Annotated in this window: 14 protein-coding genes; 4 read left to right on the top strand and 10 right to left on the bottom strand. The window is 59.1% G+C overall.

Translation table 11 applies throughout. From position 1 onward, the window contains the following. Positions 1-15 precede the first annotated feature (15 nt). Entirely contained in the window at positions 16-993 is a 978-nt protein-coding gene (locus tag KOE80_RS10730) for an AraC family transcriptional regulator (RefSeq protein ID WP_115634720.1), read from the bottom strand. Positions 994-1,154: 161 nt separating this feature from the next. Between KOE80_RS10730 and KOE80_RS10735 the strand changes: the two genes are divergently transcribed. Further along, positions 1,155-1,772, top strand: a complete 618-nt coding sequence (locus KOE80_RS10735) for a flavin reductase family protein (RefSeq protein WP_035269337.1) — start codon at positions 1,155-1,157, stop codon at positions 1,770-1,772. Between the two features lie 332 nt (positions 1,773-2,104). Here the strand turns inward: KOE80_RS10735 and KOE80_RS10740 are convergent, their stop codons facing one another. Then, positions 2,105-2,884: an ABC transporter ATP-binding protein gene (locus KOE80_RS10740; RefSeq protein WP_009461219.1), complete on the bottom strand. Its 780-nt coding sequence runs from the start codon at positions 2,882-2,884 to the stop codon at positions 2,105-2,107. On the opposite strand from KOE80_RS10740, the gene KOE80_RS10745 reads away from it, so the two are divergent. Both KOE80_RS10745 and panD read left to right on the top strand, forming a co-directional pair. Next, entirely contained in the window at positions 2,883-3,062 is a 180-nt protein-coding gene (locus KOE80_RS10745; RefSeq protein ID WP_021447139.1) for a hypothetical protein, read from the top strand. The two genes, KOE80_RS10740 and KOE80_RS10745, sit on opposite strands and share 2 nt — an antisense overlap. An 83-nt stretch (positions 3,063-3,145) precedes the next feature. Continuing rightward, positions 3,146-3,706, top strand: coding sequence for an aspartate 1-decarboxylase (gene panD / locus KOE80_RS10750; protein WP_009461218.1), 561 nt, complete (start codon positions 3,146-3,148; stop codon positions 3,704-3,706). Positions 3,707-3,948: 242 nt separating this feature from the next. On the opposite strand, the gene KOE80_RS10755 is transcribed toward panD, so the two are convergent. From KOE80_RS10755 to KOE80_RS10790, 8 genes are all read right to left on the bottom strand, one after another. After that, positions 3,949-6,486 (bottom strand): TonB-dependent siderophore receptor, encoded by a 2,538-nt coding sequence (locus KOE80_RS10755; protein ID WP_226349108.1) that lies wholly within the window; start codon positions 6,484-6,486, stop codon positions 3,949-3,951. Positions 6,487-6,741: 255 nt separating this feature from the next. Continuing rightward, the gene (locus KOE80_RS10760) at positions 6,742-7,749 is read right to left on the bottom strand and encodes a FecR domain-containing protein (protein ID WP_226349109.1); all 1,008 of its coding nucleotides are present in this window, start codon (positions 7,747-7,749) and stop codon (positions 6,742-6,744) included. Between the two features lie 11 nt (positions 7,750-7,760). After that, positions 7,761-8,321, bottom strand: coding sequence for a sigma-70 family RNA polymerase sigma factor (locus KOE80_RS10765; protein WP_226349110.1), 561 nt, complete (start codon positions 8,319-8,321; stop codon positions 7,761-7,763). 142 nt (positions 8,322-8,463) lie between these two features. Then, positions 8,464-9,468 carry an ABC transporter ATP-binding protein gene (locus tag KOE80_RS10770; protein ID WP_060186592.1) on the bottom strand — a complete coding sequence of 335 codons (1,005 nt, stop codon included), beginning with the start codon at positions 9,466-9,468 and terminating at the stop codon, positions 8,464-8,466. Continuing rightward, complete coding sequence (locus KOE80_RS10775) at positions 9,465-10,439, bottom strand: ABC transporter ATP-binding protein (RefSeq protein WP_083055176.1); 975 nt, start codon at positions 10,437-10,439, stop codon at positions 9,465-9,467. The genes KOE80_RS10770 and KOE80_RS10775 overlap by 4 nt, the downstream gene beginning before the upstream one ends. Positions 10,440-10,442: 3 nt before the next feature. Beyond that, a complete protein-coding gene (locus tag KOE80_RS10780; protein WP_009461211.1) occupies positions 10,443-11,357 on the bottom strand; it encodes an ABC transporter permease in 915 nt (304 codons plus the stop codon). A gap of 1 nt (position 11,358) precedes the next feature. After that, a complete protein-coding gene (locus KOE80_RS10785) occupies positions 11,359-12,345 on the bottom strand; it encodes an ABC transporter permease (RefSeq protein WP_009461210.1) in 987 nt (328 codons plus the stop codon). Between the two features lie 155 nt (positions 12,346-12,500). Beyond that, positions 12,501-14,072, bottom strand: a complete 1,572-nt coding sequence (locus KOE80_RS10790; RefSeq protein ID WP_009461209.1) for an ABC transporter substrate-binding protein — start codon at positions 14,070-14,072, stop codon at positions 12,501-12,503. 213 nt (positions 14,073-14,285) lie between these two features. Here KOE80_RS10790 and dinB point away from each other — a divergent pair, with 213 nt between their 5' ends. Next, on the top strand, positions 14,286-15,455 hold the full coding sequence (gene dinB, locus KOE80_RS10795; RefSeq protein WP_009461208.1) for a DNA polymerase IV: 1,170 nt from the start codon (positions 14,286-14,288) through the stop codon (positions 15,453-15,455). The last annotated feature ends 228 nt before the right edge of the window (positions 15,456-15,683 follow it).

Below are 15,683 nucleotides of genomic sequence, written 5' to 3' on the forward strand. Positions count from 1 at the left end.
GGTGAGGCGGTCAGCTTAGTGCTGGCCGCCGCGCACTCGTTGCAGGGTCTCGCTAGGCGTTTCGCCAAAGCGGCTGCGGTATTCGGCGCTGAAACGGCCCTGGTGTGCAAAGCCCCAGCGCATGGCCAGGTCGGCCAGCGTCAGGTGAGGTTCGTTGGAATGGATCAGTTCGTGGCGCAGACGGTCCAGACGAACCTGACGCAGGTACTGCATGGGGCTGACGCCGTAGTGGTCTCGGAAGGCTTGCTGCAAGGTGCGGGAGCTCACGCCCGCAATGGTACTGAGCTCGTCTACCGTGACCGGCAAATGAGCCTGCTCATGCAAATGGCTGGCTACTTTCTTCAAATGGCGCGGCAGGATGCGAGTGGGGTTCAGGGCCTGAATCTGAGTCGGTGGGTGCAGATCCAGCAAGGTTGTCACCGCCAATTGCTCCAGCTGGTTGATAATCAGCGGCGAGCGGCGAATGTCCTCGTAGTTGCGTGCACAGTCCAGCACGTAGCGCAGCATGATTTGCCAGGAAGGCTGGGTGTGCGCTTCCAGGCGTACCGGAAACAGCAAACCTTGCGGGCCTACGTCCAGGCCCATGCCACGGGCAGCCTGTTCCACCAGATTGCGGTCTATCTTGAGCATTAATTGCTCATTATTGGCGTGCCAGATCATGTCCACGTCCTCGTTGGGATTCAGGATCGTGGCGGCGTAGGGGCTGGAGTCCACGGTTTGGCCACCGCAGCGAATTTTGGCGGTGCCGTATTGGGGCATCTGGACCAGGTAGAAACCGGCCAGGTGATCAGGTTGTATGTGTACGTCGGCGCCATAGCCCAGGCGGCTCAAGGCGACCTGACCAAACTGGGCGTGACGCAGCCGGGTTTGCAGGGTCTGATCGGCACGTAGCTGCTTGAGCTGGTGCGACTTGAACATATCGCTGACAGATTTGCGCACGTGTTCCAGGTCAGCAGAAGCTACACGTGCCCAGTGATCGGGCTTATTTTCCATGTTTCATGTGCCTAGATGGTTCTGAAAGGCAGGAAGGATACGTAAAACCTTGAGTTTCAACGGTTTGCAGCGGCTTTATTTTAGTTGTAAAGTATATCAGTGGGCCACCGGGATTTCCCGCAGTCCCGTTTAGTTTGTTGTGTTTATTAACAGAGAGAACCGTGCAGAAAGACTTTCACTTCTACGAACCCACACAAGGCCATGGACTGCGCCACGACCCGATCAGTTCTATTGTGGGTCCCCGTGTCATCGGCTGGATTGGCACCAAAAGCAAGGAAGGTGTGCTGAACCTGGCTCCATACAGCTTCTGCAACGTGTTCAACTACCGCCCGCCTGTCATCGCTTTTTCCAGCGTGGGCTACAAAGACAGCGTGCGCAACGCAATTGAAACCGGCGTTTTTACCTGGAACCTGGCTACCCGTGATCTGGCCGAACCCATGAACATGACCAGCCTGGAACAAGATGTGCGCGAGTTTGAAGTCGCGGGTCTGACGCCTGTGGATTCCCGCCTGATTGATGCCCCCCGCGTGGGCGAGAGCCATGCCTCGTTGGAGTGCAAGGTGACGACGCACTTTCAGTTGAAAGACTCGGAAGGCAAGGACCTGAACACCTGGATGGTGCTGGGCGAAGTGGTCGGCGTGCATGTGTCGCCCAACAGCATCGTGGACGGCATTTACCGTACCGCGATCCCACGTCCGATTCTGCGTGGTGGTGGTCCTGGCGATTACTTTGAGATTACGGACTTGGCCTTGTTTGATATGCCACGTCCCAAGTCCTGATAGCAGGGCTGTAGTCAGAAGCTGCTGGTTGGCGGCTTCATTAGGATGGTTGCAAATGCCTAACGGCGCCGCAAGGCGCCGTTTGCTTTATGTCTGCTCAGAGTGTGGCCGAAGTCTTTGGGCTGTTTTACCTGCTGATATACATTCGGCTGTCTGGCGATCCGGCGGCCCGGCGATCCGGCTTTTCGATGTTTCCGTCGTGTCGCATCCTGGCAGGCTTGGCGAACCTACTGCTTCGCGATTGCTCGGTGACTGGTCGATCCGATCGACCCAAGGGGCAGATAGCCAGTCACAGACCCGTCAATCCGTATTGCGCGCCGTAGGCGGGCACCTTAGCCCTTGGACGAACCGCCCGCCGCCAGAAATTGCGCCAAACGAGGGCTGCGTGGTGACACCAGCACTTCTTCTGGCGGGCCTTCTTCCTCGATTTGACCTTCGTGCAGATACACCACCTTGCTGGAGACGTTGCGCGCAAAGCTCATTTCGTGGGTAACCACCACCATCGTGCGCCCTTCTTCGGCCAAATTCTGCATAACGCGCAGAACCTCGCCCACACGCTCGGGGTCCAGTGCCGAGGTTGGCTCGTCAAACAGCATCACTTCAGGTTCCAGCGCCAGCGCCCGGGCAATTGCCACGCGCTGCTGCTGGCCGCCCGACAAGAAGGCCGGGTATTGTTTGGCCAGATCGCGCGACAGGCCCACCTTGTCCAGATACAGCTCCGCTTTGGCAATGGCCTGCGCCTTGTCCATGCCCTGTACATGAATGGGCGTGGCGGTAATGTTTTCCAGCACCGTCATGTGGGACCACAGATTGAAGTGCTGGAACACCATGGCCAGGCTGGTGCGCAGGCGCTTGAGCTGTTGTTTATCTACCGCAACCAGTTCGTCCGTTTTGGGGTCCAGACGGGTTTTCAGTTCCTCGCCCTTGATGACGATACGGCCGGAATTGGGCGTTTCCAGAAAGTTGATGCAACGCAGAAACGTACTTTTGCCCGAACCACTGGACCCGATCAGGCTGATGACATCGCCCGGCTCCGCGCTGAGAGAGACTCCCTTGAGGACCTCCAGGGAACCATAGCGTTTGTGAATATTCTCGATGAGCAGGTTGGGCATGGAAAACGGTATCGTATTGAAAATAAAAAAGACCGGCGCGACGCGGCAGAGGGGATTACAGCACAGACTGGCCGTCAGGCAAATCATTGATGCTGTGGTTTTCCCGTACAAATCTGTGGGTCTAAACGGATTTGCGCGCATTTCTGGGTTTATGATGCAGTCTTTCCCGCAGCCCTGATCGGGCTAAGGGCGCAGCGCAAGCCGCGTTTTAGCCAAGCTTAGGTGTCCGTTACAGGGGACCTGTTTCTAGAGAGTGTTGTCATGAAAAAAGTGGTCCGTGCCAAGCTGCATGGTATCAAGGTGACCGGTGCCGACTTGAACTATCACGGCTCGATCACACTGGATCCTGAAATCTGCGAACAAGCGGGCATTTTACCCATGGAGTTTGTGGAAATCTGGAATAAGGACAGTGGCGCCCGTATTTCTACCTACGTGATCTTCGGTGAACCCGGCTCGCGCTGTGTGGTCCTGAACGGTGCGGCGGCCCGTACCTGTCAAAAGGGCGACACCGTCATCATCTGCGCAACCGAATACGTGATGAACTCCGAAGACCTGTATTCCCTGCGCCCTACCGTGCTGACCTTCACGCCGGAAAACGAAGTGGATGAAGTCATGCACTACGAAGTGGCCAAGACCGCCCAGCGCGATTACGACTTCCGCGTGGTTCGCGACGACCGCCCTCGCGGTGCAGAGCGCCCACTGGCCCGTGTTGACGTGGACGCCCTGTCCGCAGACCTGCGCTCTCGTGGCCTGGATGATCGTGCCATTGCCGATATCCTGTCCTGCCACCTGGCCGATTTCGCACCTGCGAACCAGAACTGATTGAATGTCACCGGGCCGCATCAGGCCCGCTGATGGCTTTATTAAAAAACGCGGTGTGCACTGCCCCTGGCAGCAAACACCGCGTTTTTTGTTTTAGCCCGTTCGTGGCCCAATGACTTCTGGCGCTCTAGCCATGAATATGGCATTTGGTGCAGCGCCGTAGTGCAGCGTATCGTCAGATCACAAGATACCCAGAGCGCTGCGATCAGAGCGCTTGAGTACCTTGTTCATCACGTTCAGCGTCAATATTGGGCGCGCAGCGTCAGCATCACGTTGCGTGGGTCGCCGTAGTAGTTGTAGGCGCGTTCGTGGGCAATATAACGGTAGTACTTCTTGTCGAACACGTTGTTCAGGTTGAGGGTGGCTGAAACCTTGGGCGTGAAGTCGTAGCGCACCATCAGATCAGCCACGGCGTAAGGATTTTGCTCGATACGGATCGTGCCGGCCGTGTTTTCGTACAGGAACTTGGTCTGCCACGTGAAGCCACCCCCCACTGTCCACTGGCGCAACGAGCCTGGCAGGCGGTAAGAGGTAAAGAGCTTGAACATATGTTCTGGCGTGCGCGTGTTGAAGGGCTTGCCTTGGTTGGCCGCATCTTTCACGTACTTGGTGGTGTTGTAGGTATAGCCAGCCGTCAGATTCCAGCCTGGGGCCAGTTCACCTGTCAACTCCGCCTCAATCCCTTCGCTGCGCACTTTGCCTGAGGCAATCGAGCAGTAGTCGCTGGTGGTGTAGGGGCACGGTTTGGGGCCGTCCAGATCGGTCTGGGCGCGGTTGGTTTCTTCGATACGGAAGGCCGCCAGCGAAGCCTGCACGCGGCCATCCTGGAATTCACCCTTGATACCCACCTCGTAGTTGGCACCCACGATGGGCTTGAGCAAGGAGCCGTTGCGATCGATGGCGTTTTGCGGACGGAACACGTCGGTATAGCTGGCGTATAGCGAGTAGTTGTCGTTCAGATCGAATATCAGACCGGCGTACGGTGTGAACTCGCCACTGACCTTGTAGCTCGAGGAGGCCGTGTTGGCGCCGGTGAGCAGATTGGTGCTGTCGCTGCTGTAGTCCCACCAGCTCCAACGACCACCCACGATCAAGGTGAGCGGATCGGCAAGGCTTAGACGAGCAGCAGTATAGATGCCCGACTGCTTGGTGGTGGTGGCGGTGCGCGATTCATAAGGCCCAATATTGGGCGGAGGCAGCGAGGTGGGGTCCCAGTTAAAGACATCGGGCCGGATGCTGGCGTATTCACGCAGCGGCACCTGGTCGGTTTCGGTGGGATTGCGGCGCATGTTCGCACCTACTACCAGCTCATGCTTGCGGCCCAGCAAGGAGAATGGGCCCGAGGCGTACAGGTCCACGCTGGTCTGGGTGCGGTTCAGGCTGCTGGCTCGTGCGTAGTTCAGGAGTGGGCCCTGGTGCGTGTTGCGGTCCACGCCCGCGCCCGAGGCGGACAGAAACACCGTGTCTACGTCGTAGTGCTGGCGGTTGGCCGACAGCTTGGTCTGCCAGCCGTTGTCCATCTCCCAGGTCAGATCGCCGAACACGGTGGTGCTGCGGGTGGCCCGGTGGTTCCAGTCGGCACCCAGGTAAGTGCTGCGTGGCAGTTCGAGATCGCCGCCATCGTCAAAGAAGACGACGCCAGTGCCGTTGGGCGTACCCTTGGTGCGCTGATGATCCACCCCCACGGTGGCCGTGATCGAGGGAGTGAAGTCGTATTGCAAGACGCCATACAGCACTTCCTTGCGTTCCTTGACGTGATCCACGAAGGAGTCGCGGTCGTCGTGCACGGCCACCACCCGCCCGCGCAGATCACCGCTGTGGTTGAGCGGACTGGAGACGTCGGCTTCCACACGATAGCTGTTCCACGATCCCACCATCGCGCTGCCGCTGGCGGCAAATTCACGGGTGGGTTGCTTGCGCACCAGATTGAGCGTGCCGCCCGGGTTGCCGGCCCCCTGCAACAGACCCGCCGCGCCGCGTACCACTTCCACACGGTCGTAGATGGCCATGTCGGCGGCCGCTTCCGAGCCGCCTGCGCCCAGCGAGACAGGCACGCCATCAAGCTGTGCCGTATCCAGCGAGAAGCCGCGGATCTGATAAGTCGTGCCCAACACTTCGCCTTCCTGCACCTTCACGCCGGTAGCTTGCTTGAGTGCGTCGTTAAGCGTGAGCAGACCCTGGTCGTCGAGCCGCTGGCGCGTGATCACGCTGACCGACTGCGGGGTTTCACGTGCGGACAGGTTCATGCGCGTGGCCGAGCTTGCCGATGCGTTGGTGTAGCTGCCTGTGCCTTCGGTCCTGGGATCGAGTCGTCCCCGTACGGTTACGGTGCTCAGCTGGGTGACGTCACCGGCAGGTGCCTCTGGGACTTGGCGCAGATGGTAGCTGCCATCCGAGCTGGCAACAGCAGTCAGGCCAGTACCGGCCAACAGTGCATCCAGCGCGGCCTGGGGCGAAAACGTGCCGGAAACGCCTGGGCTGTTTCTGTCCCTGGCCAGCTCACCGGCTCCAGCGACCAGTACGCCGGATGCGCTTGCAAAGCGAGCCAGCGCTGTGCTCAAGGGGCCCGCTGGAATGCTGTAGCTTTGTTGTTTGGCAGACGCACTATTGATGGTTTGGGCGTGGGCTTGAGGATGCCAGCTTGCCAGGCTCAATGCACCGCTGGCCAGGGCAAGTTGCAGCACGCAGGCCAAGGGGCTTAGTTTGAAACCGGGTCGGAAAAAGTGCATGGCACCAAAAGAGTTCGCCCCTCGGGCGACAGGCTGGGAATAGCCGGGCATGATGAATTCTGCTCCTTGGAAGCGGTGTAGTCGGCGAGAGCGAGCCGGTTTGCGTGTGTCCTGGTCAGATTCTGGTTTTGTGCCAGGAGACGTGTAAAACGATGCCCTCATCAGGTATATCGAACACGCCAAGGAAAAGCGGAACTCGGAAAAGTGGAAATAGCCGGTTTGAAGCATTGGGCCGCTTGAATAGGCCCGTAAACCGGCTTGTCATGCACGGCGGCTGATGCCCGTGAATGTGTGTCTGAATCAAGGTCAGTGCTCGGCAAGTTCAATGCTGACCCACCAGGGCAGGGTTCGTTTGATGCGAATGGGCAGCACCCCTTCCAGCATTCTCAAGGCCCGGTCCGGATCGGTGGAGGGATAGCTGCCAATCACAGGCAGCTGGGCCGCCTCGGGTGAAACGCTAAGGTGGCCGCCGCGATAGCGCTGCAATTCGCGCACGACCTCGATCAAGGGCGTGTTGTCGGTGACGAGGATGCCTTTGGTCCAGCTTTGTCGCTCGGGCAGGACAGCAGTGGTAGCCGCAATCGCGGTACGCGAAAGCTGTGTCTGCTGACCGGCATGGATAATGTGCTGCTGGCGCTTGTTTGCCGTGTCCACCTGTACCGCGCCTTGATACACCGCCAGAAACGTTTCCTGACCGTCCAGTCGCACCGTAAAGCGTGTCCCCAAGGCATGCAGCAAGCCTTGACGGGTTTCGACCAGAAAGGGCCGTGCAGGATCGGCCGCTGTATCGATCAGAATTTCACCCTGAACCAGGGAGAGCAGCCGTTGATTGCCTCGGTAGTCGTGGTTCATTGCAGTGTCGGAGCTGAGCCAAACGGTAGAGCCATCGGGCAAAGTCAGTTGGTGGACTTCACCACGGGCGGTACGATGCTCGGCTGACCAGGCCATTACTGTGCCGGGCAAGGACGTATGCTGCCAAGCCAGCCAACTGCCCAAACTGCTGCCTGCCAGTGTGCCCAGGCCCAGCAGCAATTGGCGGCGGCGTCCCATTCGTCGGTTGGCCAGGCAATAGCTTTGGACGGCAGCCTGGCGGCTGTCGCTGCTTTGTATCGGTTCAAAGCGGCCACTGATGCGCTCTACATACTGCCAGGCCTTGCGATGCTCGGCCTGAGCGGCCAGCCAGCCTTGCCAGCTTTGTCGGTCCTGGGCCGAGGCCTCGTCCGAGCGCAGCAGGGCAAACCATTCGGCGGCCTGCTCCAGCGCGTCAAATGAAGGCTCCAGCGTATCGTCGGGATGCAGTTCGGAAGTGCTCATGGGGCGGGTAATCAGCGTGGCTCGGGCACGCAGGAGGCCTGATGCACGGGCATGTCAGAGGCGGTATGGCGGGCTTCCAGTTTCAGGCAGCACAGCATGGCCTGGCTAAGATATCGGTGCACCATGCGTGTGGACACGCCCAGCGCCTCTGCAATTTCCCGGTTGCTCATGCCGTCGGCCATGGCCATGAAAAAGGCATTGCCCACTTTGGCAGGCAGGGTGCGCAACATGCTGTCTATCTCTTGCAGGGCTTCCAGCACCAGGGCCTGGTGTTCGGCAGAAGGAACCAGGGCGGCCGGGCGGTTGGCCAGCTCTTCCAGCCAGGCTTGTTCAATCTGACGGCGTCGCCATAAGTCCACGCACATGCCATTGGCCATGAGCCGCAAATACACACGTGCTTCGGGTTCGCTGCCGAATTGACGGGGTTTTTGCAGCAGTCGGACAAAAACGTCTTGGGCCAGATCGGCCGCATCGAAGGAATTACCTAGCCTGCGTCGTAGCCAGCTATGCAACCAGCCGTGGTAATTCCGGTAGAGCGATTCCGTGTCGGGTGAGAAGGCGGCATTGTGCATGATGCGTTCCAGTAGTGCCTGCTCAACCAGAAAAATGGTAGAGAATCGGGCAATGAGAACTGAGAATAATTCTCAATTATCAGAAAAAACCGCCCATTCGGCAAGTTGCCGTGGGCGGTTTTACTGTTGGCATCGCAAGCGATCAGGCCTGATCGCGCCCTTCTTCTACAGCATGACAAGCCACTTCGTGCTGCCCGGTTTGCAGCAAAGCCGGGGCTTCGCGGCGGCAGCGATCATTGGCCAGCGGGCAGCGTGGATGGAAGGTACAGCCCGATGGCGGGTTCAGTGGATTAGGCACTTCACCAGCGACCGGGATGCGGCTTTTGCCCGCTCCGCTCATGTCGGGAATGGCTCCCAGCAACATGCGCGTGTAGGGGTGGCGAGGCTGCGCGAACAAATCGTCGCGTGGCGCAATTTCCACAATCCGGCCCAAATACATGACGCCAACCCGGTCGGCCACGTGATGCACCACCGCCAGGTTGTGCGAGATGAACAGATAGGTCAGCCCCAGCTCGCGCTGCAAATCCTTCATCAGGTTCAGGACCTGGGCCTGCACCGACACGTCCAGCGCCGAGGTGGGCTCGTCACAGACGATGAACTCGGGTTGCAGGGCCAGAGCACGGGCAATGGAAATACGCTGGCGCTGGCCGCCGGAGAACTGGTGCGGGTAGCGCTGGGCGTCGCTGGGGTTCAGGCCCACTTGCGTCAGCAGCTCGGCCACTTTGGCGTCTTGCTGGGCGCGGCTCATGTCCGTGTGGGTAACCAGTGGCTCGGCAATGATGCGGCCCACGCGCCAGCGCGGATTCAGGCTGGCATAGGGGTCCTGAAAAATCATCTGACGGCGTTTGCGCATGGCCTTCTGGCTGGCCTTGTCCATGGTTTGCAGGGACTGGCCATCAAACAGAATCTCGCCACGTGTCAGCGAATACAGGCCGGTCAGCAGACGGGCCACGGTGGATTTCCCGCAGCCGGACTCACCCACCAGCGCCAGGGTTTCACCCTTGTTCAAGGTGAAGCTGACGCCATCGACCGCACGCAGGTTTACTTTGGGTTTGCGGTAGACCAGGCGCTCCAGCAAGGGCGGGGACACATCAAACCAGCAGGCAGCGTCCTTGACCTGGACCAGGGCTTGTTTAGGGGCGCTCATGCGGACTCCTGTGCATGCAGCCAACAGGCCGCCTGTGTTTGTGGGGGAACAGGCAACAGCTCGGGGCGTTCGACCAGGCAGCGATCAAAGCGACGATCACAGCGTGGATTGAAGGCGCAGCCGGGCGGGATGGCGTTCAGGCGCGGCATGCTGCCGGGGATTTGTTCCAGACGCTCCAGCCCCGCGTGCAGATTGGGAATGGAACGCATCAAGCCACGGGTATAAGGGTGGCTGGGTTTCTGGATTACATCCTGTACAGGGCCGATCTCGATAATGCGACCGGCGTACATCACGGCCACGCGGTCGGCGGTTTCCGCAATCACCCCCATATCGTGGGTAATCAGCATGACCGAGGTGCCTTGCGAGCGACAGAGCTTTTTCAGCAGGTCGATAATCTGCGCCTGAATGGACACGTCCAGTGCCGTGGTGGGTTCGTCCGCCACGATCAGCTTGGGCTCGGCCGCCAGGGCCAGCGCAATCACCACCCGTTGGCGCATGCCGCCGGAGAACTGGTGCGGATAGTGGTCGATACGCTCGCGCGCTGCCGGAATGCCGGTAGCTTCCAGCAATTCGATGGCGCGTTCCTGTGCCTGTTTCCAGGACAGAGGCAGGTGCGTGACGATGGTTTCGGCCAACTGATGGCCCACGGTATAGAGCGGGTTCAGCGAGGTCAGCGGGTCCTGGAAAATCGCGCCAATCTTGCGGCCACGAATCTTGCGCATCTGGTCCTGGTTCAGATTGTCGATGCGCTCGCCTTCCAGCAGAATCTGGCCGCCGCTGATGCGACCGGGGGCATCGAGCAAGCCAATAATGGAGGAACCCGTCAGGGATTTGCCGGCACCGGACTCCCCCACCACTCCCAGCACTTCGCCGGGGGCGATGGAAAAGGACACATGATCCAGGGCTTGGAGCACACCACGCCGGGTCGGGAATTCGACACACAGGTCTTGGACAGTTAAGAGTGCAGTCATGGCTTAGCTCAATTTGGGGTTCAGGGCGTCACGCAACCAGTCGCCCAGGAGGTTGACCGACAGCACCAGCAGCACCAGCATCAGGCCAGGGAAAATCGTGATCCACCATTCGCCCGAGAACAGGAAGTCGTTACCGATCCGGATCAGGGTGCCCAGAGAAGGCGAGGTGGCCGGAACGCCGACGCCCAGAAAGGACAGCGTGGCTTCGGTGATGATGGCGGTGGCCAGATGCACGGTGGCCAGCACCAGCACGGGGCCCATCACATTGGGCAGCACATGGCTGAACATGATGCGCGGGGAGGACACGCCAATCACGCGGGCAGCCTGTACGTATTCACGGTTTTTCTCCACCAGCGTGGAGCCACGCACGGTACGGGCATATTGCGGCCAACCGGCCAGCGCAATCGCCCCGATCAGCACCGGGAAGGCGACTACATCGTGCATGTTCAAGGGGAACACGGCACGGGCCACCCCGTCGATCAGCAAGGCAATCAGGATGGCCGGGAAGGACAGCTGCACATCGGCCACACGCATGATGAAGGCATCCACACGGCCACCGGAGTAACCGGCCAGCAGGCCCAGCACGATACCGACCACCATGGACAAGGCTACCGAGGCCAGACCGATCAGCAAGGAGGTGCGCGTCCCGTACAACAGGGCCGAATACAGGTCACGCCCCTGGCTGTCTGTTCCCAACCAGTATTGGGGTGAACCGTTTTCCGACCAGGCCGGGGCCAGCAAGGCATCCATCAGATCGATGGAGGTCAGATCGAAGGGATCGTAAGGAGCCACCCAGCGGGCACCCAGCGCGCCGATAAACAGCAGCAAGGCCATGATGGTGGCCGCAATGGCCACGGGGGAATGACGCCAGGACCAGACCAGATCGCTATCCCAGGCGGTTTTCAATTTAGCGAACATATTAGTGCCCCTTGGCGCCCGACAATTGGGTGCGCAGACGTGGATCGACCAGGAAGTACAGCAGGTCTACCAGCAGGTTGATCACAACAAATACCAGGGCAATCAGACAGAGATAGGCCGCCATCACGGGGATGTCGGCAAATTGCACGGCCTGGATAAACAGCAGACCCATGCCCGGCCATTGGAAAACGGTTTCCGTCACGATGGCAAAGGCGATGATGCCGCCCAGTTGCAGCCCCGTGATGGTGATAACCGGCACCATGGTGTTTTTCAGGGCGTGACCAAAGTGGATGGCGCGTTGCGACAGGCCACGGGCACGAGCAAATTTGATGTAGTCGGCGCGCAGTACTTCCAGCATCTCGGAGCGCACCAGACGCAGGATCAGCGTGAGCTGGAACAAACAGAGCGTGATGGCGGGCAGGATCAAATGCTTGATCCCGTCCCAGCTAAGCAGGCCGGTACTCCACCAGCCAAACTTCAGGACTTCGCCCCGGCCATAGCTGGGCAGCCAGCCCAATTGCACGGAGAAGATCAGGATCAGCAAGATACCGATCAGGAAGGTGGGCAGAGAGATCCCCAGCAATGAAAAGGCCAGAATGCTCTGCGCCATGAACCCATTGCGCTTCAAGGCGGTGTACACCCCTAGCGGCAGGCCTATCAGCAAGGCCAGTATGGCGGCCACCACGGACAGCTCTACCGTGGCAGGCAGGCGGTCTTTCAGTAGCGTGGAAACCGGTTGGGCTTGCCGCAGGGACAGGCCAAATTCGCCTTGTACGGCCTGGGATACAAAGCGTCCGAATTGCACGGGAGCGGGTTGGTCCAGCCCCAGGCTGGCACGCAGTTCCACGCGATCTTGTTCGGTGGCGTCCTGTCCCAGCATGATGGTGACCGGGTCACCAATGTAGCGGAACAGCACAAAAGCCAGAAGGCTGACCGTCAGCATCACCAGAACAGCCTGGATCAGACGGCGAATAATAAATACCAGCATAGGCGGTCTCCTGGTAGAGCGCGAGGATCACTCGCGACCAGTGTCGTCCTTAATGTGTAGAAAGGGCCCGGCAAGGGGGCTGGTGTAGAAACGGATGACTACAGCGTAATGGGAACCAGCCCCGCACGGAGGCGGGGCTGGGGTATGAAAACAACTTAGTCGATGGTGGTCCATTGGGCCAGCATGCGGTTGTCCGCACGATGTACCACGTTGACCTTCTTGGCCATGGCCCAAGGAATGATCTGGTCATGCAGGGGAATGTGGCCCACTTCCTTGGCATGAATTTCCAGAACCTTGTGGATGGCCGCATCGCGCTTGGCGGTGTCGGTTTCGGTCTTGATCTGGTCGATCAAGGCGTCCACTTCGGCGTTTTCGTAGCCTCCAAAGTTAAAGGAGCCGTCAGCGCCCTCTCCCTTGCTGTGCATCAGGCTTTGCAGGGTGTAGAGCGCATCAAAGGTCGGCACGCCCCAGCCAAACATGTAGGCGCTGGAGTCAAAGCTTTGTACCTTGGGGAAGTAGGTGGCGCGTGGCATGGCGTTCAGGTTGGCTTTCACGCCGACCTTGGCCCACATGCCCACGATGGCCTGGCAGATGGCTTCATCGTTGATGTAGCGATCGTTCGGGCAATCCAGGGTGAAGGTCAGGGAGTTGTCGTAACCGGCTTCTTTCAGTAGTTCCTTGGCACGATCCTGGCTGTAAGGCAGGCGCTGGGCCAGTTCCTTGGTGTAGCCGTGAACCTGAGGGGCCACCATGGTGCCGGTGGGGGCGGAAGAACCGCGCATCACGGCTTTCTTGATGGCTTCAATGTCGATGGCCACGTACAGGGCTTCACGCACACGCTGGTCAGCAAAGGGGTTCTTGCCCTTGATGCTGCTGTACTTCAGTTCCGGATTCTTTTGGTCCAGACCCAGGTAGATGGTGCGGTACTCGTTGCCTTCCACAATCTTGGTTTGCTGGCGCAGACGCTGCAAGTCCTGCGCAGGCGGGTCCAGAACCAGGTCCACTTCGCCCGACAGCAAGGCGGCGGTACGGGTGGCGTTCTGCTTGATAGGTACGTAGATCACTTCGGTGACGTTACCCACCTTGTTGCCCTTGTTCCACCATTCTTCGTTTTCGACAAAGACGGTGCGCACGTCCACTTCACGCGACTTCAGCTTGTAAGGGCCGGTACCGTTGGTGTTGCGAGCCGAGTAGGTTTCTTCGTTCTTGTTGAAGTCCTGGGGCTGGGTCACATTGTTCTTTTCCGACCAGGCCTTGTTCATGATGAACACACTGGTCAATTGGCGCAGCAGAACCGGGTTGGGCGCGGCGGTGATGATGTCCACCGTCTTGTCGTCCACTTTTTCAGCCTTGACGATGCCGTTCACGTAGGCCTTGAAGTTGGACGTAGGGGCCATGGCGCGCTGAATGGAGAACACCACGTCATCGGCGGTAAAGGGAGCGCCGTCGTGGAATTTCACCCCTTCGCGCAGCGTAAAGCGCCAGACAGTAGGTTCACGCTGTTCCCAGGCCGTGGCCAGGCTGGGCACAATCTGGAAATCCTTGTCGTAGTCCACCAGCGCCTCATAGACATACATGCTGCCTGTGATCGTGAGGTTTTCGTTCTGTGCGTGTGGGTCCAGCGTCATGAAGTCGCCCTGGCTGGACCAGGTAAGCGTTTTGCTGTGGCCCACCAAGGGCAGGGCGACCAGAGCTGCCAGCGCAGCAGCCAATACTGTTTTTTTCATGAAAACCTCCTGTTGGGGTGCTTGGTGTCGCTGATAGAGAGGCTGCATAGTAACCGGGCGCTTGCTGCCGATTCAATACGTAGTTTCAGCCTGCTGTCAGCTTAATGATGTTTAGTGATTTATATCATCCCGGCGCTTATTCAGTGGCTCTCGGTGTACCGCTGACTTGTCGCTATAATGGTGTACATATATACAGTTAACAGGCTGATCAAGGTGGCGGCACAAGAAGAAAAACCTCTGGAGCGGCGTATCGCTCATGTGGATATGGATGCGTTTTATGCCTCGGTGGAGCTGTTGCGCTACCCGCATTTGCGCGGCAGTCCCGTGGTGATTGGCGGGCGCAGTGCTGATGCGCCCAGGCAATTGCCCGATGGCAGCTGGCAACATGCCCGTCTGGCCGATTATGTTGGGCGCGGGGTGGCCACGACTTCGACCTATGAAGCGCGTCAGCTGGGTGTGTTCTCGGCCATGGGTTTAATGAAGGCGGCCCAACTGGCCCCTGATGCCATCTTGCTGCCTGCCGATTTTCAAGCTTACCGCCATTATTCGCGCTTGTTTAAACAGGCCGTGGCCACGGTCTCGGACCATATCGAGGATCGGGGTATCGACGAGATCTATGTAGACCTTAGCCATAAAACCGAAGACAGCCACGAACTGGCCGAGCAGATTCGACAAGCCGTGAACCAGGCCACCGGCCTGACCTGTTCGGTAGGCATTACGCCCAACAAGCTGCTCTCCAAAATTGCCTCAGAACTGAACAAGCCCAATGGGGCCTGTGTGCTGACCATGGACGATGTGCCTACCCGCATCTGGCCGCTGGCTGTGGGCAAGATCAATGGCATTGGTCCCAAGTCGGTCGTGAAACTGACGGAAATGGGCATTCAGAAGATCGGGGAACTGGCCGCCACACCTGCAGAAAAATTGCAGGAACAGTTTGGCCTGCGCTACGCGCAATGGCTGATGGCCGTGGCTCAAGGCCAGGACGAGCGCCCCTTATCCACCGACCGCACGCCTAAATCCATCAGTCGTGAAACCACCTTCGAGCGTGATCTGCACGTGCGCATGGATCGGTCCCGCCTGTCTGCCGTGCTGGAGTCCCTGTGTGAAAAGCTGGAGCAGGATTTACGCAAATCCGCCATGTGCGCCCAAACCATAGGCATCAAGCTGAAGTTCGAAGACTTCAAAACCGTGACGCGCGACCTGTCCCTGCCCGCTCCCGTGCTGGCGGCGGATGCCATTCTGGCTGCTGCCCGCCAGAATCTGAAACGCGCCGTGCTGGACAGACGCTTGCGCTTGCTGGGTGTGAAAGCCAGCGCTCTGCTGCCCATCAGTGAAATGCCGCAGGAGCAGCCTCGTCAACTGGATCTGGACGGTTTGTTTTAGGCAGGCAGATCTTTGGAAGGCTGCTTGGATGACAGGTTTTATACAAACGCGTCCCGGCGACTCCCACCCCGATACCGTGCAAAGATTTCAGGCTTAAAACGCTTTGGCGCCTGCCAGGGCGCGGATGTGTACCAGAAAAGGGACAATCCACGGCCAGATGGCCATTGTCCCAGGCATAAGCGTCCTGCTGGGGGTGTGCTGCGTTAGAATTAATTGTCCAGCCGCCGG

The organism is Alcaligenes sp. 13f, assembly GCF_020496585.1.
Taxonomy (GTDB): Bacteria; Pseudomonadota; Gammaproteobacteria; order Burkholderiales; family Burkholderiaceae_B; genus Alcaligenes; species Alcaligenes phenolicus.